The 22,028-nt window shown below is 33.2% G+C and carries 23 protein-coding genes; 7 read left to right on the top strand and 16 right to left on the bottom strand.

The features are described from left to right. Positions 1 to 42 precede the first annotated feature (42 nt). The 9 genes from hisIE to HMPREF3241_RS03155 all read right to left on the bottom strand — a co-directional run bounded on the left by hisIE (position 43) and on the right by HMPREF3241_RS03155 (position 6,738). A complete protein-coding gene (gene hisIE, locus HMPREF3241_RS03195; protein ID WP_002446921.1) occupies positions 43 to 678 on the bottom strand; it encodes a bifunctional phosphoribosyl-AMP cyclohydrolase/phosphoribosyl-ATP diphosphatase HisIE in 636 nt (211 codons plus the stop codon). Then, the gene (gene hisF, locus HMPREF3241_RS03190) at positions 675 to 1,433 is read right to left on the bottom strand and encodes an imidazole glycerol phosphate synthase subunit HisF (protein WP_002490899.1); all 759 of its coding nucleotides are present in this window, start codon (positions 1,431 to 1,433) and stop codon (positions 675 to 677) included. The genes hisIE and hisF overlap by 4 nt, the downstream gene beginning before the upstream one ends. Beyond that, positions 1,430 to 2,134, bottom strand: a complete 705-nt coding sequence (gene hisA, locus HMPREF3241_RS03185; RefSeq protein ID WP_070592594.1) for a 1-(5-phosphoribosyl)-5-((5-phosphoribosylamino)methylideneamino)imidazole-4-carboxamide isomerase — start codon at positions 2,132 to 2,134, stop codon at positions 1,430 to 1,432. Before hisA ends, hisF begins: the two co-directional genes overlap by 4 nt. Next, on the bottom strand, positions 2,127 to 2,705 hold the full coding sequence (hisH, locus tag HMPREF3241_RS03180) for an imidazole glycerol phosphate synthase subunit HisH (RefSeq protein WP_070592596.1): 579 nt from the start codon (positions 2,703 to 2,705) through the stop codon (positions 2,127 to 2,129). The genes hisA and hisH overlap by 8 nt, the downstream gene beginning before the upstream one ends. Next, the gene (hisB, locus tag HMPREF3241_RS03175) at positions 2,702 to 3,280 is read right to left on the bottom strand and encodes an imidazoleglycerol-phosphate dehydratase HisB (protein WP_002446917.1); all 579 of its coding nucleotides are present in this window, start codon (positions 3,278 to 3,280) and stop codon (positions 2,702 to 2,704) included. The genes hisH and hisB overlap by 4 nt, the downstream gene beginning before the upstream one ends. Before the next feature lie 116 nt (positions 3,281 to 3,396). Continuing rightward, positions 3,397 to 4,641 carry a histidinol dehydrogenase gene (gene hisD, locus HMPREF3241_RS03170; protein ID WP_070592598.1) on the bottom strand — a complete coding sequence of 415 codons (1,245 nt, stop codon included), beginning with the start codon at positions 4,639 to 4,641 and terminating at the stop codon, positions 3,397 to 3,399. Beyond that, the gene (hisG, locus tag HMPREF3241_RS03165; RefSeq protein ID WP_002458067.1) at positions 4,634 to 5,248 is read right to left on the bottom strand and encodes an ATP phosphoribosyltransferase; all 615 of its coding nucleotides are present in this window, start codon (positions 5,246 to 5,248) and stop codon (positions 4,634 to 4,636) included. The genes hisD and hisG overlap by 8 nt, the downstream gene beginning before the upstream one ends. Before the next feature lie 24 nt (positions 5,249 to 5,272). Then, positions 5,273 to 6,085: an ATP phosphoribosyltransferase regulatory subunit gene (locus HMPREF3241_RS03160; RefSeq protein ID WP_002487479.1), complete on the bottom strand. Its 813-nt coding sequence runs from the start codon at positions 6,083 to 6,085 to the stop codon at positions 5,273 to 5,275. A 236-nt stretch (positions 6,086 to 6,321) separates the two neighbouring features. After that, positions 6,322 to 6,738 carry a carboxymuconolactone decarboxylase family protein gene (locus HMPREF3241_RS03155; RefSeq protein ID WP_002458069.1) on the bottom strand — a complete coding sequence of 139 codons (417 nt, stop codon included), beginning with the start codon at positions 6,736 to 6,738 and terminating at the stop codon, positions 6,322 to 6,324. A gap of 102 nt (positions 6,739 to 6,840) precedes the next feature. Here HMPREF3241_RS03155 and HMPREF3241_RS03150 point away from each other — a divergent pair, with 102 nt between their 5' ends. Next, positions 6,841 to 7,251: an Lrp/AsnC family transcriptional regulator gene (locus HMPREF3241_RS03150; protein ID WP_001829421.1), complete on the top strand. Its 411-nt coding sequence runs from the start codon at positions 6,841 to 6,843 to the stop codon at positions 7,249 to 7,251. 162 nt (positions 7,252 to 7,413) lie between these two features. Next, complete coding sequence (locus tag HMPREF3241_RS03145) at positions 7,414 to 7,821, top strand: YjdF family protein (RefSeq protein WP_002446910.1); 408 nt, start codon at positions 7,414 to 7,416, stop codon at positions 7,819 to 7,821. A gap of 150 nt (positions 7,822 to 7,971) precedes the next feature. Here the strand turns inward: HMPREF3241_RS03145 and HMPREF3241_RS03140 are convergent, their stop codons facing one another. Continuing rightward, positions 7,972 to 8,490 carry a GNAT family N-acetyltransferase gene (locus tag HMPREF3241_RS03140; RefSeq protein WP_049382846.1) on the bottom strand — a complete coding sequence of 173 codons (519 nt, stop codon included), beginning with the start codon at positions 8,488 to 8,490 and terminating at the stop codon, positions 7,972 to 7,974. Positions 8,491 to 8,798: 308 nt separating this feature from the next. On the opposite strand from HMPREF3241_RS03140, the gene lqo reads away from it, so the two are divergent. Next, the gene (gene lqo, locus HMPREF3241_RS03135) at positions 8,799 to 10,337 is read left to right on the top strand and encodes an L-lactate dehydrogenase (quinone) (RefSeq protein WP_255341872.1); all 1,539 of its coding nucleotides are present in this window, start codon (positions 8,799 to 8,801) and stop codon (positions 10,335 to 10,337) included. Positions 10,338 to 11,559: 1,222 nt separating this feature from the next. Next, positions 11,560 to 12,075: a YceI family protein gene (locus HMPREF3241_RS03130; RefSeq protein WP_002446907.1), complete on the top strand. Its 516-nt coding sequence runs from the start codon at positions 11,560 to 11,562 to the stop codon at positions 12,073 to 12,075. A 261-nt stretch (positions 12,076 to 12,336) separates the two neighbouring features. Here HMPREF3241_RS03130 and HMPREF3241_RS03125 read toward each other — a convergent pair whose 3' ends face one another. After that, a complete protein-coding gene (locus HMPREF3241_RS03125; protein ID WP_070846503.1) occupies positions 12,337 to 13,314 on the bottom strand; it encodes an SMP-30/gluconolactonase/LRE family protein in 978 nt (325 codons plus the stop codon). 282 nt (positions 13,315 to 13,596) lie between these two features. On the opposite strand from HMPREF3241_RS03125, the gene HMPREF3241_RS03120 reads away from it, so the two are divergent. Further along, complete coding sequence (locus tag HMPREF3241_RS03120; RefSeq protein ID WP_002446905.1) at positions 13,597 to 14,559, top strand: oxygen-dependent tRNA uridine(34) hydroxylase TrhO; 963 nt, start codon at positions 13,597 to 13,599, stop codon at positions 14,557 to 14,559. A 193-nt stretch (positions 14,560 to 14,752) separates the two neighbouring features. Continuing rightward, entirely contained in the window at positions 14,753 to 15,391 is a 639-nt protein-coding gene (gene pcp / locus HMPREF3241_RS03115; protein ID WP_002446904.1) for a pyroglutamyl-peptidase I, read from the top strand. Between the two features lie 32 nt (positions 15,392 to 15,423). Here pcp and HMPREF3241_RS03110 read toward each other — a convergent pair whose 3' ends face one another. Next, positions 15,424 to 15,984, bottom strand: a complete 561-nt coding sequence (locus HMPREF3241_RS03110; RefSeq protein WP_002499736.1) for a tubby C-terminal domain-like protein — start codon at positions 15,982 to 15,984, stop codon at positions 15,424 to 15,426. A gap of 180 nt (positions 15,985 to 16,164) precedes the next feature. On the opposite strand from HMPREF3241_RS03110, the gene HMPREF3241_RS03105 reads away from it, so the two are divergent. Further along, a complete protein-coding gene (locus HMPREF3241_RS03105) occupies positions 16,165 to 17,757 on the top strand; it encodes a BCCT family transporter (protein ID WP_002499737.1) in 1,593 nt (530 codons plus the stop codon). Between the two features lie 163 nt (positions 17,758 to 17,920). On the opposite strand, the gene HMPREF3241_RS03100 is transcribed toward HMPREF3241_RS03105, so the two are convergent. The 4 genes from HMPREF3241_RS03100 to HMPREF3241_RS03085 form a co-directional block, all read right to left on the bottom strand. Beyond that, positions 17,921 to 18,433 (bottom strand): immunodominant staphylococcal antigen IsaB family protein, encoded by a 513-nt coding sequence (locus HMPREF3241_RS03100; protein WP_002446901.1) that lies wholly within the window; start codon positions 18,431 to 18,433, stop codon positions 17,921 to 17,923. 202 nt (positions 18,434 to 18,635) lie between these two features. Then, entirely contained in the window at positions 18,636 to 19,913 is a 1,278-nt protein-coding gene (locus tag HMPREF3241_RS03095; protein WP_002446900.1) for a dihydrolipoamide acetyltransferase family protein, read from the bottom strand. A gap of 13 nt (positions 19,914 to 19,926) precedes the next feature. Then, on the bottom strand, positions 19,927 to 20,967 hold the full coding sequence (locus HMPREF3241_RS03090) for an alpha-ketoacid dehydrogenase subunit beta (protein WP_002475401.1): 1,041 nt from the start codon (positions 20,965 to 20,967) through the stop codon (positions 19,927 to 19,929). A gap of 70 nt (positions 20,968 to 21,037) precedes the next feature. Beyond that, positions 21,038 to 21,991, bottom strand: coding sequence for a thiamine pyrophosphate-dependent dehydrogenase E1 component subunit alpha (locus tag HMPREF3241_RS03085; protein WP_002446898.1), 954 nt, complete (start codon positions 21,989 to 21,991; stop codon positions 21,038 to 21,040). Positions 21,992 to 22,028 lie beyond the last annotated feature (37 nt).

The following is a 22,028-nucleotide window of genomic DNA, read 5'->3' as shown; positions in this document are numbered from 1 at the left end:
ATCCCCCATATTAAATTAATTAAAATTCTAAATTATACTACCTTACCATTCTCGAACCTCTTTGCGCTCGCCTTTAAAATTATTTCTTTTTTGATGGCGATGTGCTAGTACCTGTTCTACTTCTGAAAATGGAATATCTAAACTATGTAGTAACACAAAAAGGTGATACATGACATCTGCTGTTTCATTAATAACTTCTTCACGATTATGTTTTATCGCACCTATCACAACTTCAAATGCCTCTTCACCAAATTTCTTGGATATTTTCTCGATGCCTTCCTTTAACAAATATTGAGTGTAAGAGTTAGATTGATTGGCTTTAGCACTTTGATGAATCGTTTGTGCTAAAGCTTGAATTTTAAAGCGTGATGCAATTTCAGTATTAAAACAACTCAGACTTCCAGTGTGACATGTAGGACCTTGTGGCATCACTTTGATTAATATTGTATCTTGATCACAATCTATATGAATACTCTCAACGTGTTGGAAATGACCAGAAGTTTCACCTTTAGTCCACAAACGTTGTTTAGATCTAGAGAAGAAAGTTACTTTCTTTTCTTTCAGAGTTTTTTGATAAGCTTCTTCATTCATATATCCCAACATTAATACGCTATCCGTTTGTGCATGTTGCAAAATTACTGGTACTAATCCTTTAGAAAAGTCTATAGGTTTATTCATCTCACAAGGATACCTCCTTCACGCATTTTATCTTTAATTTCTGCTACTGTAGTTTCTTGATCATGTAAAATACTTGCCGCTAAACCTGCAGAAACATCTGTGTGTTGAAACAGTTCAACAAAATGTTGTGCATTTCCTCCACCCCCAGAGGCGATAATCGGAATATTAACTAATTGTTTAATTTTTGCTAAATGTTCAATATCAAAACCTTGTTTCATTCCATCATGATGCATGCTAGTTATAAGTAATTCCCCGGCACCTAAATGCTCTACTTCTTGTACCCAATCATATACTCTGACATCAGTTAATTTTTTACCACCGTGCGTAGTACAGAAATAATCCTTTCTGTCTTTATCATAAAAGCTATCAATAGCAATACAAATACATTGACGACCAAATTTCTCACTTGCTTGTCGAATTAATTCTGGATGTTTTAAAGCGCTTGAATTGAGTGATACTTTATCTGCTCCGTGATTTAATAGTTGTGTAATATCATCTAAATTTTGAATACCTCCTCCTACTGTTAAAGGGATAAATAATTGTTTTGCCGTTGCTTCTATCACTTCTATCATAAGATCATGTCCTGCTTCCGTCTTCGAAATATCAAGAAAGACTAGTTCATCTGCACCGGCTTCATTATAAAAAAGAGCCAAATCAACTGGATTACCGATATCTCTTAATGACTGGAACTGGATACCCTTTACGACGCGTCCATCTTTAACATCTAAACATGGAATTACTCTTTTTTTAATCAAGATAATCCCTCCCAGAATTCATCCCGATGTGATGCTTTTCCTACAATAGCAGCATGAACATTTAACGATTCTAATCGAAACAAGTCCTCTTGATGTCTAATACCTCCTGAAGCAATCACAGGCAACGATGTATAAAGTGCGAGACGACCTGTCAAATCAAAATTAGGCCCAGAAAGTTTACCATCTTTCGAAATATCGGTATAAATTACACCACCCAAAGGTAAATGCTCAATTTGGGCAACATAATCAAATAAATTGAGTTTGGCATCCTCTTTCCATCCATTAATCTTTATTTTCTCTCCAAAAGCATCTACGGATAAGTAGAGTTTATTGGGAAATTGATGTGTCATATGTGTTAACCACTCTATGTCTTGGATACCTTTTGTACCTACGATACAATAGTCTATTCCTGAATGAATATAATTTTCAATTGTTTGTTTTGAACGAATGCCGCCACCCACTTCTATAGGCTTAGTGGTCAACTTTCGTAAGGAACGAATGTAGTCGAATTCTTTTACTTCTTTTGCTTTAGCCCCAATTAAATCTACAATATGTATACGTTTCACACATTTAAATTGACTATAAAATCGGATACTGTCTTCTACAGATTTTTCCATTTTTTCTTTTGAATCATATTTGCCTTCTGTTAATCGAACACTTGTTGAATTAATCAAATCAATAGCAGGCCATAAATCAATCATTAATAAACCCTCCTTTAAGCGCTTGATTTAGAATCTCTAATCCATACGTTCCACTTTTTTCTGGATGAAACTGGATACCGATATAATTTCGGTATTGAATGACTCCCGGAATCTTCGTACCATAGTCAGCATAAGCCACTACATATTCTGACATTTCTGCTTGATATGAATGAACAAAATACACATCACTTTGCAGTAAAGGATGTGTACTCTTTAATTCATTCCATCCCAAATGAGGAATAGGATGAGATGATTGGATTGGCACTATATTTCCTGGGACAAGTTCCAATCCACTAATGTCACCTTCTGCGCTATGTTGAAAGAGTAATTGCATACCTAAACATATTCCAATTATCGGTTTATCATGTATATTTTTAAGCATATCTTTGATGCTTTTTTCTTCTATAGAATGCATCGCATCTCGAAAATGTCCAACACCTGGAAGTACGATAGCTTCAGCTTTTTGTACATCTTTATCATCACATGTCAAAATCACATCATATCCTAAATGTTGAATCGCTCGAGTGATGTTACTTATGTTTCCCAATCCATAATCAATAATCGCAATCATTCAATTACTCCTTTAGACGATGGAATACGTCCATCTTCATTTTGTGCAAGAGAAATCTTTAATGCTCTTGCAAAAGATTTAAATATTGCTTCAATCTCATGATGTGTATTTCCACCTCTTAATAAGTCAATGTGAACGGTTAATCGCGCATTAATTACTAGTGCTCTAAAAAATTCTTCAACTAGTTCAGTGTCAAAAGTTCCTACCTTTTGAGCGCTCAACTTGCTATTAAATGAGAAATATGGACGACCACTAATGTCCACTACTGTTCGAGCAAGCGCTTCATCCATGGGTACATATGAGCAACCATATCTTGTAAAACTTTGTTGAGTCTTAACTAATTCAAGAAGTAATTGTCCAATAACTATTCCTATATCTTCAGTTATATGATGATCATCAACATACGTATCACCAGTGGCCTCAATAGATAAAGTTAATCCACTATGAAAAGTAAATAGCGTTAACATATGATCCAAAAATCCTACACCAGTATTAATATGAGATTGTGTTCCGTTATTAGCCAGCGAAATATTAAGCTGAGTTTCTTCAGTGTTTCTTTTGATTTGATAGTTCATAACATACGCTCCATTTCTTCACTATTTTTTCCAGTAGAAGAAGCTGTTCTTCTGTAGCAATAGAGTAACGAACATACGCATTCATTTTTATTAACAGATATCGTAATAACCTATCCTTATCGGCGTACGTGAATCGATTTTTCATGATTAAATAAAGATTCTATATGTGCAATATGCTCAGCTGATTCTGCCACTTCGTTAAATGTTTTTTGTGATAAATGAATGACTGAATGTCGTGTCATAAAGTCATTCACAGAAAGCCCATTTGTAAATCTAGCTGTTTGATTAGTAGGAAGTACATGACTTGGACCTGCCACATAGTCCCCAATAACTTCAGGAGAAAAGTGTCCTAAAAAAAGTGCGCCAACATATTTAACTTTATTTATATACATTTCAGGTGCCCGAGTTTGAATAGATGCATGTTCAGGTGCAATCGTGTTCATAATTAAACATGCTTCTTCAGTATCTTGAGCTAATATTAGATAATGATGATTAGTAATACTTTGTGATATGATATCTTGCCGTTCAACATATTGAAGCTTCTCTTGTATTATAGTGTTCAATTGATTAAGTACCTTTTCATTTTCACTAATCACATAAGTACAAGCCATTTCATCATGCTCTGCTTGTGCAAATACGTCATAAGCGATTGCGTCTAAGTCAGCACTTTCGTCTATAATCAAGGCTATTTCTGTCGGTCCTGCGATTTGGTCTATGCCTACTTGACCGAATACAAACTTTTTGGCATAAGCAACATATTGATTTCCTGGACCTACAATTTTGTCAACTTTTTTTATAGTTTCCGTGCCATAAGTTAGTGCTGCAATACTTTGTGCTCCACCGACTTGATAAACATGATGAACGCCTGTAATGTAACAAGCGGCTAACACCTCTTGACATATACCGTTATTTTGAGGTGGGGTAACAACAGTAATCTCATTAACACCTGCTACTTGAGCAAGTGTTGCAGTCATTAATACCGTAGACGGATAGCTAGCCTTACCTCCCGGCACGTAAATACCTACTCGTTCGATAGGATGGTATCGTTCATAACATTCAGTTTGTTGAGATGGTTCCTGTTTCACCTTAATATTTTCTTGATACACTTTAATTCTCTGATAGCTTTGCTCTAATGCATCTCGTGTTTTATTATCTAGCATGTCATATGCATTTTTTAGTTGGCTTTGCTCTAATTCAAGATTCTCAGTTTCCACTTGATCAAATTGTAAATTATAATTTTTTAAAGCTTTATCTCCCTGTAATTTAACTTCTTCACAAATCTGACTCACTATCTCGTACAAAGATTCATCTAGAGATTCAACATTATTAAATTCTTTTAAAAATTGTTGTGCGCTAAGCATAGCTAATAGACACTCCCAACTGCTTGATTAGTCTCTCTATTTCAGATGATTGCTTAAAATATGATTCTTTATTTGTAATTAACTTAGCGTTAATTTCACTGATATACTTTTTCTCAACGAGCCCGTTAGCTGTAAGCGTAGAACCAGTTTGTACAATATCTACAATAGCATCAACCATATCCACTACACATGACAATTCAACTGAACCGTTAAGGTGAATCACTTCTACATCCATACCTTCTTTATTGAAGAATTGAGTAGCTGTATGTACATAGCTCGTTGCTACTTTTTTATAGCAAGATGTTTCTGGCTTTGCCGCCAACGCAAAATGACATTTACCAAATGGCAAATCGAGTAATTTATTAATATTATATTTTTGACCATTCAGAATATCACTTCCCACAATTCCTACATCAGCAATACCTTGTTCTACATAAGTGGGAACATCGCTTCCTTTAACTAAAATCATTTCAATGTTGTCGACTGTAAGCAATAACTGTCGTTGTCTATTTAAAAGTACAGTTGCAATATCTATCTGATTAACTTGTTGTAAATATTCGATAAAACTCTCTAATAAACGACCCTTTGCTAATGCAACTCGTAACATGGCGTTCCACCTCACCTTTTATAATTAAAGTGTTAATCCTAAACCAAAACCTTCTAGTGAACCGTGATAATAACCACCTGTCAAAACGCTATGAGTAGTATTTTTAAGATGACATTTTATAAAAATACCTTTGTAATAAGATCTAGGCGCTTGTGCAGTTACGTCAAGGTGGATTTCAGTAATCCCATGATCAGTAAACCATTGTGCCCAAGATTGAATTGCCCCCATTGCAGGATGTTGCTCAGGTAAATAATGAGATAATATTTTAAGTTGGTTTAATGTGTTCTCTTTAAGAATTTGAATGATGGGATGATTGAAAGTTAGTGTTTGAATAAGCCCTGATAAATTGCGTTCTTCTATCATCTCCATAACTTCTCTAGTTTGATGATTTTTCTCTAAAAGTGCATCAATCAATTGATAGTGACCTAAAATGACAAATTGAATATCATCATGAAGTACGTTTTGAATAAAATATTGGAAATCTAAGAAATTTTGAGTGATTTTATCAAATTGTGGCTCGTAGTTCTCGATGCCGACTTGCTTTATAACTCTGTTATCTCTGATAATATCCCCTGCATAAGCTACTTTTTTAAAATGTGTTGGATAGTTCGAATAATATCTGAATAATTGATCAGTAAAATCATTTCTTAATGCATAGATAGATTTATTTTGTTGCCAAAAGCTTCTTTCATCCATTTGTTGCAAATCCTCGTGAGTCAATCGTCGCCAATCCAATTCTTCAATTAAGTTAAAATCTACAACATTATACTTTTGTTGATGAAAAAACTTTAAAAAACGTAATTCCTTTTCTTTCATTGAAATAATGGTATTGTTCATACTTACGCCACCCCTCCCTCACGCTGCATTCTTTAGTTCGATAATACACTAAAGTAAAAATGTAGTAATACACTAACATGTTACAAGTTATCTGACAAGTATTTTTCTGAAAATTCTTTCTTTTCTAATGAAATATATCTAAGTCTTTAATTATCAATTTTTAATTAAAATAAAAACCTCTTGTGAAGTAAATAATACTTTACAAGAGGCATATATTATTGATCAGTATTAAATTTTTAATTATTGCTAGGTTGTAAATTCATCATGGCACCAAATTCTTGTTGACAGTGGGTAAATGATACGAATGCTAACAATTCTACAATCTCTAAATCAGTCAGTGTCTTTGTTAAAACCTGTATTGTAGATTGTGGAACCTGTCCCTTTTGTGACACATAAACATCAACAAAACCTATGCAAACTAAAGATTTTTCATCGGTAAATTTCTTATTGGGTTTTCCTTTAGATTTGCAGTATAGACAACCACTGTTTTGAGCTAATATTTTCCTGATTTCTTCTTTTAAATCAACAGATAATTGACCCTCATTTTTTAATATATCTTCTAATGCATTCCATTTTTCTTGAACACTAGGGAGATGTCCGAGAAGTTTGTCAAAAGAAGTATCACCACGATGAGATAAGTTAATTATAGCCATCTAATCACCTCTTATTTATTTTAATTAATCAAACATCAGTGATGAATGTTATAATTAAAGTAAATTTATAGTTTACTTATTAATAATAAGGAGATTTTCCCATTGGACCTAACAAATCAAAAAATTCTACACTTACTTGAGCAAAATAGTAAGCTATCGCTTTCTGAAATTGGAAAGGAAGTAAATTTATCTACACCTTCTGTTCGAGAACGAATCTATAAACTTATTGATTCGAAAATCATTGAGCGATATACAATCGATATTAATTACGATGCATTAGGTTTCGATATTAATGTTTTAATAGAAGTAACTATAAAAAATAACCTATATAAAGATTTCAAAGCATTTATTTCAGTTCAAAACAATGTTGATTTTTGCTATAGAATTTCTGGAGATAGTTGTTTTATATTTAAAGCGCATTTTAAAAAGATGAGCGAAGTCGAAACACTCATCAACGAAATCCAATATTATGGTCATACAAAAACACATTTTATATTTTCAGAAACAAAATAGTATTTTATGATTTATCAATATTGTCGTTTATGTAATACTATATAAAGAAATGTAAAAACACAATTGGGTTGGTAGTCCCAATGCAAATCACTTATATTTGTCAGTAACCTTCCTCCTCAGGTCGTCCATCATTTCAATTTTAAATTGAGGAGGGACTTATCTATGAAATTATCTATTTTTCATGATGGTCAATTTTTTGTAGGTGTCGTTGAATACCAAGAAGGCTGCATTCATAAATATCTAAAAGTTACATTTGGTAATGAACCTAGCGATGAAACAGTGTTACGATTGATAACTTTTAAACTTATTCCTTTATTAAATCAAACACAGGGCAAGAAGAAACCTATTCAAAAGCATAAAAAAATTAATCCAAAACGTTTACAACGTAAAATCGCTAAAGAACAAAAAGAGACCAATTTAACTACATTTGCCCAACAAGCGATTAAAGAAGAACAAGAATTGAATAAGCTAAAAAGTAAAAAGCTTCAGCGATTAGAAAAAGAACGACACAGACAATACAAAAGAATGTTAAAAAGAAAAAAGGCGCATGAAAAGCACAAAGGTCACTAATTTAATTGAGTCTGCCACATATATTAAATGTGCTGCAGACTCTAAACTTTTTCAAATTAATATAGATAACTTAAATCTACCAATTTGAAGTTAATCATTGCTTCATTTTTAATTACTCATAAAAACTACGAATTCATCATGCTTATAGTTTTAGTTATTATCCAACGCTTGTACGTTAAAAAAACAACGATCTCCTTTATTAATTACATCGTCCCAGTTAGCATCATAATTATATCCGAGTCTTTGTGCTAATTTAATAGAATTTGTATTATATTGATTTGTTCGAATTATTTTTGGTGTTATAGTATCATGCTTTTTTAAATGACGAGCAATCTCCTCCATCGACTCAAAAGCTAAACCAACACCAGTATACGATGGAAATATTCTATAATACGCATTAAGAAACTGTTGTTGATGAATTGTACGATACTCAAATCCTGCTATTCCCACTACTTTTTGATTATCTCTCATAATTAAAATGAAGTAACCAAATTGATATTCATCCCAATGCCTCATCCATCCTTTAATAAAATCTCGGGTTGCTACTTTATTCTGATGAATACCTTTAGGTGTATACTTTGTAGCTACCTTATTTGTATGCAATTGATAAAGTTCATCTGTATAACTCAAATTGGGCTTCACTAGCTTTAATCTATGTGTTTTTAACATCTACATCACCTTTTCCAATAAATTATTCAATTGTAGATAACTTAATATTGTTTACGCACTCTTTTCACTATTGAGAAGAGTATATATTATATTTAGACTTACGTCAGTCTCACCTAAAAATTTCACATAACATCCAATTTTGACAATATAGTTCACCTTATATTTATACTTGTTCACTAGTAAATGTGTCTAATCAATGATCATATTGTGTCCAAAATATTACAAAATGGAATAGGTAGTATTATAAATATGTATTTTTGTTATATGGACTATCGTCTTATAATAGGAATCAGCGCAATAATTTAATTATTTTTGCACGAATTCTTAAACTAAAGAAAGGTGAGCAAAAAATGGCTAATAAAGAGTCAAAAAATGTTGTTATTATTGGCGCTGGTGTCTTAAGTACGACATTTGGTTCTATGATTAAAGAATTAGAACCTAATTGGAACATCAAACTCTATGAACGCTTAGATCGTCCAGGTATTGAAAGTTCTAACGAAAGAAACAATGCCGGTACAGGACATGCGGCGTTATGTGAATTGAACTATACAGTACAACAACCTGATGGTTCAATTGATATAGAAAAAGCCAAAGAAATCAACGAACAATTCGAGATTTCAAAACAATTCTGGGGTCACTTAGTAAAAAGTGGTAACATCAGTAACCCTAGAGATTTCATTAATCCACTTCCTCACATTAGTTTCGTAAGAGGTAAAAATAACGTTAAATTCTTAAAAAACCGTTACGAAGCAATGCGTAACTTCCCTATGTTCGATAACATCGAATATACAGAAGATATCGAAGAAATGAGAAAATGGATGCCATTAATGATGACAGGTCGTACTGGTAACGAAATCATGGCGGCTAGTAAAATCGACGAAGGTACAGATGTTAACTACGGTGAATTGACTCGTAAAATGGCAAAAAGTATTGAAAAACATCCAAATGCTGATGTTCAATACAACCACGAAGTAATTAATTTCAATCGTCGTAAAGACGGTATTTGGGAAGTTAAAGTTAAAAACCGTAATTCTGGAGACGTTGAAACTGTTCTAGCTGATTATGTATTTATCGGTGCAGGCGGTGGCGCTATTCCACTATTACAAAAAACTGGTATCCCAGAAAGTAAACATCTTGGTGGATTCCCTATCAGTGGTCAGTTCTTAATTTGTACAAACCCTGATGTCATTAATGAACATGACGTCAAAGTATATGGTAAAGAACCACCAGGCACACCTCCAATGACTGTACCACACTTAGATACACGTTATATCGATGGTGAAAGAACATTATTATTTGGACCATTTGCAAATATTGGCCCTAAATTCTTAAGAAACGGTTCTAACTTAGACTTATTCAAATCAGTTAAACCTTATAACATCACAACATTACTTGCATCTGCAGTTAAAAACTTACCTTTAATCAAATACTCTATCGACCAAGTATTAATGACTAAAGAAGGTTGTATGAACCATCTACGCACGTTCTACCCTGAAGCTCGTGACGAAGATTGGCAATTATACACTGCAGGCAAACGTGTTCAAGTTATCAAAGATACTAAAGAACACGGTAAAGGATTCATTCAATTTGGTACAGAAGTTGTTAACTCTAAAGACCACTCTGTTATCGCATTATTAGGTGAATCACCTGGAGCATCAACTTCAGTATCAGTAGCCCTAGAAGTTTTAGAGAAAAACTTTGCTGAGTATGAAAAAGATTGGACTCCAAAATTACAAAAAATGATCCCATCATATGGTAAATCTCTTATCGATGATGTTAAGTTAATGAGAGCAACTCGTAAACAAACATCTAAAGATTTAGAATTAAATTATTACGAATCTAAATAAAATACTTTCCCTGTAAAATATAAAAATGATGAAGAGAAAATAAATAAATATAAAATATTTCTCCCCTATCCTCAAAACCTTAATTAATATTAAATTAGAGTAAATAAATTTAGAAACAAAATTAACCCCTACTCCTGATACCTCCAACGAAGTCGAGCCAACTTCGTTGGAGGATTTTTTATTTTTTTCTTAGCGACTTAAGTATCTATCACAGTAGATATCTAACAAATCAGCGATACAACAAAATTTATGAATTGTCCATGTTTTAAAACTCAATGAGTTAAAATAACTATTCACACGATTTCTTCTCAATTCACTTTTTATAAACACTGTTTCTATATAAAAAATAAGCTTGTCTCTCTTTTTATAAAAACAAACTCAAATATCATCTCATTATACATTTTTAAAGACGTCGTTTAACCCATGCACTCTTTATATAAATATATCCATTGTACTAAAGGTTATTTAAAATTCCATGTTGCAAGTCATCATAGATACGAGAAAGCCTGTGAGTTGATTTAATTTCAGAGTATAATTGAATAGAATCTTCAACAATTTCATCACTCTACTATAAAAAAACACCCGTCCTAAGACGAGTGAAAATAAAAAGAGTTAGAAATAAAAGGAAACTAAACATAAAAAGAACAATATAATAGATGATGGTCAATTGATGTGTTATATGAGGTATTGAAGAATTTTCACTTTGTTTGCACTTCAAATAAAATAGACAGGGACGGATGTGTCCATCTTATATTCATCCAACCATCATCTCTATATCATTCTTAAATCGTAAATATTACGATTTAATGTTATGTTACTTTCTTCTAATTGCAATGTCAAATGAAAATATATGTGTTTAATTATTTTTTGACATATACGTTATCTTACTTCAGTATTAAATGAAATATTCTTAGTTTATACTTCAATAATTCTCTCTATGAGCAACCTCAAATTAACAATCACATGTTCTTTTTTATTTTAAAATAAAATTTTACAACATTTTTTCTGGAGGATAAATTTACTGTTGATTGCAAAATATCATCATTCTTTTATGTATACTTCATTTCTTTTTAACAAATCTAGTATTATAAACACACTAAAAAAGGGGTTAAAAATCCGTAAATTTAATAAGAGCAAAAAAATTGATAAGTCATCTTACTGTATCTAGAATATAAATACAAGAAACATAACTATTGTAATAAAGAGAGAAGGGGTTATAATAATGACAAAATTTAACTTTGATCAAGTTCACAGTGATATTCAGTTTAAAATTAAACATCTTATGGTGTCTCAAGTAAAAGGAACATTTAAACAATTTGATGTTCAATTAGATGGAGATATTAATGATTTAACTTCACTAAAAGCAACAGCTACTATTATTCCAAGTTCAATTGACACTCAAAATGAAGACAGAGACAATCATTTAAGATCAAACGATTTCTTCGGTACAGAAGACAACGATAAAATGACATTTGTAACTAAAGAAATCAACGAAGATCAAGTAGTTGGAGATTTGACAATTAAAGGTGAAACTCATGAAGAGACATTTGATGTTGAATTTAATGGTGTAAGTAAGAATCCAATGAATGGACAACAAGTCACTGGTTTTATCGTTAGTGGAACAATTAACCGCGAAAAATATGGTATTAATTTCAACCAAGCTTTAGAAACTGGTGGCGTGATGTTAGGTAAAAACGTGAAATTTGAAGCATCAGCAGAATTTAGTATCGAGAATTAAACGATTTGTTATAGAAAAATTTCTTAAACTTTTTATCTTTAACAGTAAATTACAACAACACATATAATAAATGCCTGGGACACATTCAATGTCTCAGGCATATTTATTTATGGACAATCGTTTTATTAATAGAAAATACAATGAGTTGTATCAAATTTTCAAATTGAGCTATGCGAGTGAAGAACATAAAGTTTTATTCGACTTTTGTGCTACTTCCTTTATTTATACAAAACAACTTATTCCATACGCTTTTTTAAGAATTTATTGAAATTGATAACTCTCATATCCTTTAGCAAAGCCATTAACTGTATAAAGCATAGCCCCACCTTCTGAATGGTTTTCAATATCATTAGTACAAATTATAAGTTGATTTGTACCAGGTATGAATTGTGGATGTGTTGTACGTAACATCTTCCCATCATCACGTCCCGGCATTAAAATTTGACCTATAGGATAACCTCTCTTATTGAAAACTAATACACGTCCTTGTCCATACATAGCCACATATAAATTATCATCACTATCAATACAACAAGAATCCGGTCCTTCATGACCTGTAAAATAATATGGTACTGTTGCTCCAAATGGTGCAATAGTCACACCATCATCCTCTAATGTGATTCGGTGAAGTCGATTAGTTGTAGTTTCGGTTACCCATAGTACTTTTTCATCCGTACTTAAAGCAATACCATTCGCCACAGAAATATTTTGAATAATTGGCGTAACCTTCTTAAAGTCTGGATCTACATAGTAAACACCGCCCAAAGGTTGTGTAGAATACCCTCTAAAATCAGTGAAATAAAATCCGCCTTTACTGTCAAAAACCATGTCATCAATACAATATTCTGTATTTAAATCAGAAATAATTTCTTCTATTTGTTCACCATTTTCTGTTGTCGCAAATATGCCTCCAGTTGTCTTAAAATCACCTAGATAACAGATAAATAAACGGCCATCTTTATGTACTTTAATCGCTGCCGGATTATCTTTAACAGACTGAAATTCTGTTGTAACCTCCTTGGTCGCAGGATTAACTTTAAAAATATTCCCTTCAAACACGTCTAATAAGAATAACTGACCTTCGCGATTAAAATTAAGTCCTTCTAGTTGTAACCCTTTATCTGAAATTTTCACCCACGGCTCTGCTGTTACCGTTTGTAATTCACTTTCTGACACAATTGGCACTGCACTTTTTGATTTACCAGTATATTTTAATGTTGGTAATTTTTGATTTGCCATCGATTGAATCCCTCTCTTTATTCAGTGACTTTATTCTCATTTTATAAAAATTTATATTAAATGTCATTATAGCTACACAACTACACTTTTATTCATATATGAAAACAATCACATCTTATATCGGTCAAATGACGGATTTATAGGCTACCTTATTGAAAGTAATTCTCATTTTGATACAATATTAAAATGTCTAATTTTTAAACTTCAATCACTATCAATTTTTTTATATAACTTCAAATACTTTTAAATTAACTAAAATTGACTAAAGAGGAGCACAGATTTATGGATTATAGAGTACTACTTTATTATAAATATGTAACTATAGATGACCCTGAAACTTTTGCAGCCGAACATTTGAAATTTTGTAAGGAACATCATTTAAAAGGAAGAATACTAGTTTCAACGGAAGGCATTAATGGAACATTATCTGGAACTAAAGAAGATACTGATAAATATATAGACCATATGCATGCAGATAGTCGTTTTGCTGATTTAACTTTTAAAATTGATGAAGCTGAAAGTCATGCGTTTAAAAAGATGCACGTGCGTCCAAGACGTGAAATTGTTGCACTCGACTTAGAAGAAGATATTAATCCACGTGAAATTACCGGTAAATACTATTCTCCTAAAGAATTTAAAGCCGCACTAGAAGATGAAAATACTGTTATATTAGATGCTCGAAATGATTATGAATACGATTTAGGACATTTTCGCGGAGCTATTCGTCCTGATATAACACGATTCCGTGACTTACCTGAATGGGTGCGTAATAATAAAGAACAACTCGACGGAAAAAATATTGTCACATATTGTACAGGTGGCATTCGTTGTGAAAAATTTTCTGGTTGGTTAGTAAAAGAAGGATTTGAAAACGTAGGTCAGTTGCATGGTGGTATTGCTACATACGGTAAAGACCCTGAAACTAAAGGGCAATATTGGGATGGTAAGATGTATGTATTTGATGAACGTATAAGTGTCGATGTGAATCAAATTGATAAAACAGTCATCGGCAAAGAGCATTTTGATGGTACACCTTGTGAACGTTATATTAATTGTGCAAACCCTGAATGTAATAAACAAATTCTTGTTTCTGAAGAAAATGAAGAAAAATATTTAGGTGCATGTTCGTATGATTGCGCAAAACATGAGCGCAATCGCTACGTTGCCCGTCATCATATTAGCAATGAAGAATGGCAACGTCGTTTAAACAATTTCAAAGATGTGCCTGAACACACACATGCATAATTCAAACACGCCTTTATTGTGAGTTTAACATTTCACATATAAAGGCGTATTTCATATGATTTAAATATCTATAATAACTTTTAACCCTGTTTTTTGACATAAAGAATACGTAAAATGGCAAATATTGATATCATTTATGTCACTGATAGTGTTAAAATAAATAACATAATAAGTCTGCTTAAGGAGTGTCTGCATGGAAATATTAGTCACAGCATTTGAACCATTTGGAGATGAAAAAATTAATTCTGCACTTGAGGCTGTTAGCCATCTGGAAACTAAAATTGGTTGTCATAAAATTGATCGATTGATACTTCCTACAGTATTTCATGACTCTGCGAATGTGATTGCTAAAGTGTTAAAATCTAAAAATTATGATGTTGCTCTAGCTATCGGACAAGCAGGTGGTCGTAGTGAAATCACTCCTGAGCGTGTAGGTATAAATATAGATGACGCACGTATTAAAGATAATCAAGGACACCAACCTATTGATCAAGTTATACGTCACGATGGCGCACCCGCTTATTTTTCTAATTTACCTATCAAAAGAATGACAATGGCAATTCAAAAGGCTGGTCTCCCTAGCAGACTATCTAATTCCGCTGGAACATTTGTATGTAATCATATCTTATATCAACTTGGATATATGGCAGACCATTTTTACCCTGACTTATTATTTGGATTTATACACGTGCCTTTGATTCCTGAGCAAACAATTAATCATTCTCAACAACCTTCATTGTCCGTTGAAGATATCGTAAAAGGATTAACTGAAGCAATCAAAGCTATCGACTTCGTTGAAGATAACAAGATTGCATTAGGAGAAATCCAATAGTCTCTTAGTTCACTAATCATTCTGTATGTACTTTAAACAGGTGGCCCTGGGAACATCAAGCTCGTTTGACGTTTGCTCACATATGTATTAGCAAAAGCGTGCATGATAAGAATATAGAGTAATTGATGTTCTTTAAACACCCTATCATTCCCTTCTGCATAAGCATAATCACCAATTTGTTTCCAACTCGCAATTTGTGTATCTCGCTTTATATCTTTGATAGTAGTATGATGTTTCTCATTAGCATGAATATTTAATATTATACCGTCAATTTTTAATATTCCATACGTCTCCTCATAACCATTACTTTGCTTATCAAATAACGCTTCACACTGCCTACCTTTTGAATCACGATATTCTACTTTAAAATGTTTTTTCTCCATATATCGCGATACCTTAATATAAGCTACACTATTATTATTCACATCACATATCTCATATTGATTTAATTTTAAACCTAAGGTCAAATAACCAATACATTTTTGAATAAAATTTTTATACACTTTCGATATCATACCAACAGGTTGCTGAGCATCATTTTTTATAATTGAAGTCTGCGTTGAGAATCGATTTCTTTTTAAATATTTATACATTTTGTCACCCATCTCTCTAATATCATACTTTTATCATATACAACAGACTTCTCTAAATCAAAATCTCTTTTTTATCAAATCATTTTAAATACAAAAAGTATTTTTGAAAATATTTCCAATTATCTGTATACTTTAAACAAATACTTTGCAAGTTAAAAAGGGATGAATAAAAATATTAAAATGAAAAACAAACGAAAAATAAACAATACGCTTGTTTATACTATCTCTGTTTTAATTATTGTTGTTATTACACTTATTGCGGGTATCTTTCCTAAAGCATTTGGGATGTATGCGCAAAGCATTTACGATTGGATTACAAATTGGTTTGGTTGGCTATTCCTTATCATTGTCTTTGTTTTGGATGTATTTTTAATATTCTTAGCTTTTTCTAGATATGGGCGCTTTAAACTTGGTTCGGATGAAGAAGAACCAGAATTTTCCATGCTATCTTGGATTGGCATGTTATTTTCAGCAGGCCTTGGCGTTGGTATAGTCTTTTGGGGTGTTGCCGAACCTTTAACGCATTATCTCCATTCACCCTTCCCAGGAAAAATTGCAGATCACTCTGAAGAATCAGCACGTGTCGCGATGGGATATACATTTTTCCATTGGGGGATTTCACAATGGTCAATTTTTGCAATTTCAGGATTAATCGTTGCATACTTTCAATTTAGAAAACAACGTAACGGGCTTATTTCAACAGCTATGGAGCCCGTTTTTGGTGAAGCTTATAAACGTCCATTCAGGAATATTATTGATATATTAGCAATTATTGCAACCGTAATGGGAATTGCTACATCCATTGGTCTGGGGATTATGCAAATTGGTGGTGGATTAAACCATCTTTTTGATGTTCCTAATAATAATTCCACTAAAATCTTAATTACTATTTTGATGGTAGCCATATTTTTAGGCTCTTCATTAACTGGCTTAAATCACGGTGTAAAATGGTTAAGCAATTTTAATATCATATTAGGCGCGGTTTTACTCATATTTATTTTGGTTTTCGGTGATTTGAAGTTTATTCTTGAATCATACACACTAGCAATTTCTGATTATTTGCAGCATTTTATAGAATATAGTTTACGCGTAAATCCATACTCAGGAGATGATAGTTGGATTCAACAGTGGACTGTTTTCTATTGGGCTTGGGTAATTTCGTGGTCACCTTTTATTGGTGGCTTTGTAGCAAGAGTATCTCGAGGACGTACAATTAGAGAATTTGTCGTAGGTGTACTCATTATCCCTCCTCTAATTTCGTTTACATGGATTGCAGGTTTTGGCGGTACAGCTATTAAGCTTGCTTTAAATCATAACGACAAGCTTGTTCATATTGTCGATAAAGATTATACTGTTGCCTTGTTTGAATTATTATCACATTTTCCATTGTCGGAAGTCACTAGTTCCTTAGCCATTGTACTTATTTTCATCTTTATTGTAACAAGTGCTGATTCAACTACGCATATTGTTGCAGGTATGGCTACAGGTGGTGCTATCAATCCATCTTTAAAACATAAAGTCTTATGGGGTCTACTTATTGGGGCGATTTCAGTTGCTATGACAATTGCAGGTGGTCTTAAAAGTTTACAAACTGCATCAGTCATTACTGGTCTACCATTCTCTATCATTTTATTACTAATGATATTCTCACTCATGAGGGCTTTAAAAAGAGAACCCATCCATCATTTTAAAATGACATCAATTGATGATGAAAAAGATTACTCTATTTCATTAGAAGAGCGTGAAAAACAGGATGAACAAGAAAATCAGTAAAGCAGCTTTAATTGAGTAGCGCTATTATTCACTTTCTTTATTATTCTTTTGAACTATGACACAACGGGAGCGGGACAGAATTCATATTGAATTCGTTGTCCCACTCCCGTTTATCTATGTTTTAAAATAATATTCTCTTTTTTAATTTGCTATATATAATCATTTATGACAATGTAGCACTTGTAACATACCCATCTTTAACGTGAAAAACGATGTTTCCTTTTCCAACTTGATAACCGTACAAGCCATCTGTCTTACTTGTTTTGTTTTTAGATAATGGCGGCTGATAATTATAATTTTTTCCATACTTTTGTTTAATTTGATCTAAAGTAACAGTTCTGGAAGCAATTTTAAATTGTACGTTGTTTGCTTTATTTCCGTTAATTTGTTGAAATGTCTGATCGTATATTTTTTTAGTAGCAGTCTTAGATTCATATTTTTGATTTACCTTAATACCATTAAATGTAACGTTTCCAGCTTTTAAACCTTGATAAAATGAATTGCTAAGTACAAAGTCGCCACCCGATGCAGTATAACCATTATATTTATACCAGTAACTGTGTGCTGTTTGTGCCTTTGCTTCATTAGATACACCATTATGCTCTGTTACATTTAAACCTAAAATTGCACCTAAAGTAATACCACTTACGACAAATGCTTTTGCAAACCCTTTCATAATGTATCACACTCCTAATATAAAATAATAATGTGTTGCTACATTCAACATATAATATTTCATTAAATATTACAACTATCTATTAATAGGTAAAAAATCTCTTAATGATTTTTATCAGTGCTCTATCAATCTTTATTTTGAAATTAAATGAAAGCGGGCTAACAAAATTGTTCAATGTTGTTAGCCCATTCATTGTCACTACCTATAACATCAATAAATAAGGGTTTTCGATATATTTAGCTAGTACTTTAAGAAAATCGGCCGCACCTGCACCATCTAAAATTTGATGATCAAATGTCAGACTTAAAGGAATTTTTGAAACTTGTTTAATGTTATCCGCTTCTAGCACGACTTCTTTAGTTAAAGCACCAACGCCTAGAATACCTGTTTCACCTAAATTTAAAATTGGTGTAAAGTATTCTATACCACTAGCACCCATATTAGTGATTGTAAATGTTGCTCCCTCTAATTGCACTGCTCCTGTGTTTCCTTCACGAATAGCTTCAGCCGATGATTTAATTTCATGGGCTAAAGTACCAATACTTTTTGTATCTGCATGATTAATCACTGGCACCATAAGGCCTTCGTCTAGAGACGTTGCGATTCCTAAATGGACATCTTCATACTCAGTTAATTCGCCTTGTTCATAACGTGCATTCATTGCTCCATATTCTTTAAGTGCAAGGACTACTGCTTTAGCTAATAATGCAGTAACAGTTAATTTAACATCTTGATCTGCTTGTTTAAGTTCCGTAGCTAATCTGTCTTTGAAATCTAGCAAGCGATCCGCATCAACCTTACGATGTAATGTTAATTGAGCAGTATTATTAAGACTTTGTCTCATATTTTGAGCAATACGTTGACGCATAGGATTCAATCCTTCACCAATCGCACTTGTATCCACAGTCTGTGTTGGAACACGACTTGTATCTTCATTAGATGTCGTATCACTAGCATAGTCGTATCCATTTGCTTCAACACGTTGAATATCTAGTTTTGTAATACGATGATTACCGCCCGTGCCTTTTATCTTGTTAATGTCTAATCCTTTATCCTCAGCCATATTACGTGCGAGCGGTGAGATAAAGATTCTTTCTCGTGATGCGCTTTTAGGCGAATTATCTTCATTATCGGAAGATTGTTGTGATGTATCTTTAACTTCTTGCGTTTCTTTTTCATGCTCGTTGTCTTCTTTTACTTTTTCTGATGCTAAATCATCTTCATCTTTATCAATAGCTTCCCCTTCTTCTCCAATTACACCTAATACCGCTTTAACTTCTGCATCTTCTCCGGCTTGCACTTTAATTTCTAACAATGTCCCACTCGCCGGCGCTTCAACATCGTTGGTTAATTTTTCAGAGCTTATTGTAACAATACTCTCTCCTTGTTTTACGGTGTCACCCTCTGATTTAAACCACTCTTCAACTGTTCCCTCTTTCATTGTCATTCCAAGCTTTGGCATAATAATATTTTCACTCATTGTGATACACCTCCTATGCGTTAGCCTTTTTTAAATCATCAATTAATTCAGATGCAATATTTAATACCTTATCAGCATTCGGCATATATGCCGCCTCTAAATTCGCTGCAAATGGTACAGGAGTGTCTGGTGCAGTCACTTTCTTAATTGGACCATCTAAGTAATCAAATCCTACATCTCCAATCACTGAAGCAACATCTCCAGCAATGTTACACTGTGGATTAGATTCGTCAATAACAATTAGGCGACCCGTTTTCTTCACAGAATCTAAAACTGTTTCTTGATCCCATGGTGACACTGAGCGTAAATCGATGACCTCAACTGATACTTGATCTTCTGCAAGTTTTTCAGCAGTTTCTTCCGCTACAGCTACCATTTTGCCAATAGCCACAATTGTTAAATCGTCACCTTCACGCGTCACATTGGCTTTACCAATTTCTATAGTATAGGGTTCTTCAGGAACATTACCTTTTTGTCCTAATAATGTTTTATCTTCTGAAAAGACAACAAGATTGTCCTCTTGAATAGCTGACATCAATAGACCTTTCGCATCATATGGATTAGATGGAACAACAACTTTAACTCCTGGAATTGCTGCAAACATATTATATAAAGACTGAGAGTGCTGTGCAGCAGCGCTTGCCCCTGCTCCATGAACAGTACGTACAACTAGTGGGATTTTGGCTTTTCCACCAAACATATATCTCATTTTTGCACCTTGATTTAAAATGGGATCTAAACCAAATCCGATAAAGTCGTTGAACATGAGTTCAGCAATTGGACGTAGCCCCGTCGCAGCAGCTCCTACTGCCGTGCTCAATGTAATGTGCTCAGCAATCGGTGTATCGATTACACGTTTACGACTATATTTTTTTGCGAGTCCTTTTGTAACACCAAATACACCACCGAATGTATCATCATCTTTGATGTGGTCTACCTTTGCACCACCTGAGACATCAGTACCAATTAAAATGACATCCTCATCTTTTTCCATAGATTGGTCAATGGCTTCATTAATAGCACCCATAAATGTTAACTTGCGTTCTTCACTCATCGTAAAAACCTCCTTATGTGGTTAGGTCATTTGTTCTTATATCTTTTAATAAATATTCCAACTTTCTGATTTAAGCAAAAACATCTTTGTATAATGAATCCTCATCTGGTAATTCGCTTTCTTCAGCAAATTTCACAGCATCTTCTACCGCTTGCTCAGCTGCTTTTTCTATTTCATCTGCTTCTTTTTCAGTGAGCCAATTTTCTTCAATTGCTCTTTTTCTAAATTCAACTGTCGCATTTTTATCTGCATTACGATCATCTGGTGATTTTACTTTTTGCTCATCACCTTCAAAATGTCCATATTTACGATACGTATCACATTCAATTAACGTTGGTCCTTCACCTTTTTTAGCGCGTTCTACAGCCTCTTGTGTTGCTTTATATACTTCCACAACATCCATGCCATCAACACGTACACCCGGCATATTATAAGCCGCAGCACGCTCTGCAATTGTTTCAGAAGCACTTGCGTAGTCATGTGTTGTTCCTTCAGCAAATTGGTTATTTTCACATATAAAAAGAACAGGTAAATCTAAAATTGAAGCAAAATTAAGACCTTCATGGAAATTACCTTCATTTGCAGCACCATCACCAAAGAAACATACCGCAACATTATCTTTACCTTGATTGATGATAGAAATACTTGCGCCAATTGCTAACCCAAAACCACCACTGACAATACCATTCGCACCGAGCATTCCTTTGTCAATTTCTGCAACATGCATTGAGCCACCTTTACCGTGACCTAATCCGTCACGTTTGCCCATAATTTCTGCCATCATACCATTTAAATCGCATCCTTTTGCAATCGCATGACCATGACCACGGTGTGTACTTGTAATATAGTCATCATCACTTAATTGAGACATAACACCTGTTGCAACGGCTTCTTCACCTACATATAAGTGTACGAATCCTGGGATTCTACCATCACTAAAAATTTTGTGTACCTTTTCTTCAAAAAATCGAATTTCGTTCATCGTTTTATAAATCCAACGTGCTTGTTCTTTTTCCATTTTCATTGTCAATTCCTCCTATCTTTCATAGGTCATAAAGTTT

This window comes from Staphylococcus sp. HMSC34G04, assembly GCF_001838765.1.
Lineage (GTDB): Bacteria > Bacillota > Bacilli > Staphylococcales > Staphylococcaceae > Staphylococcus > Staphylococcus epidermidis.
This window is presented reverse-complemented; position numbering and strand designations above follow the sequence as displayed.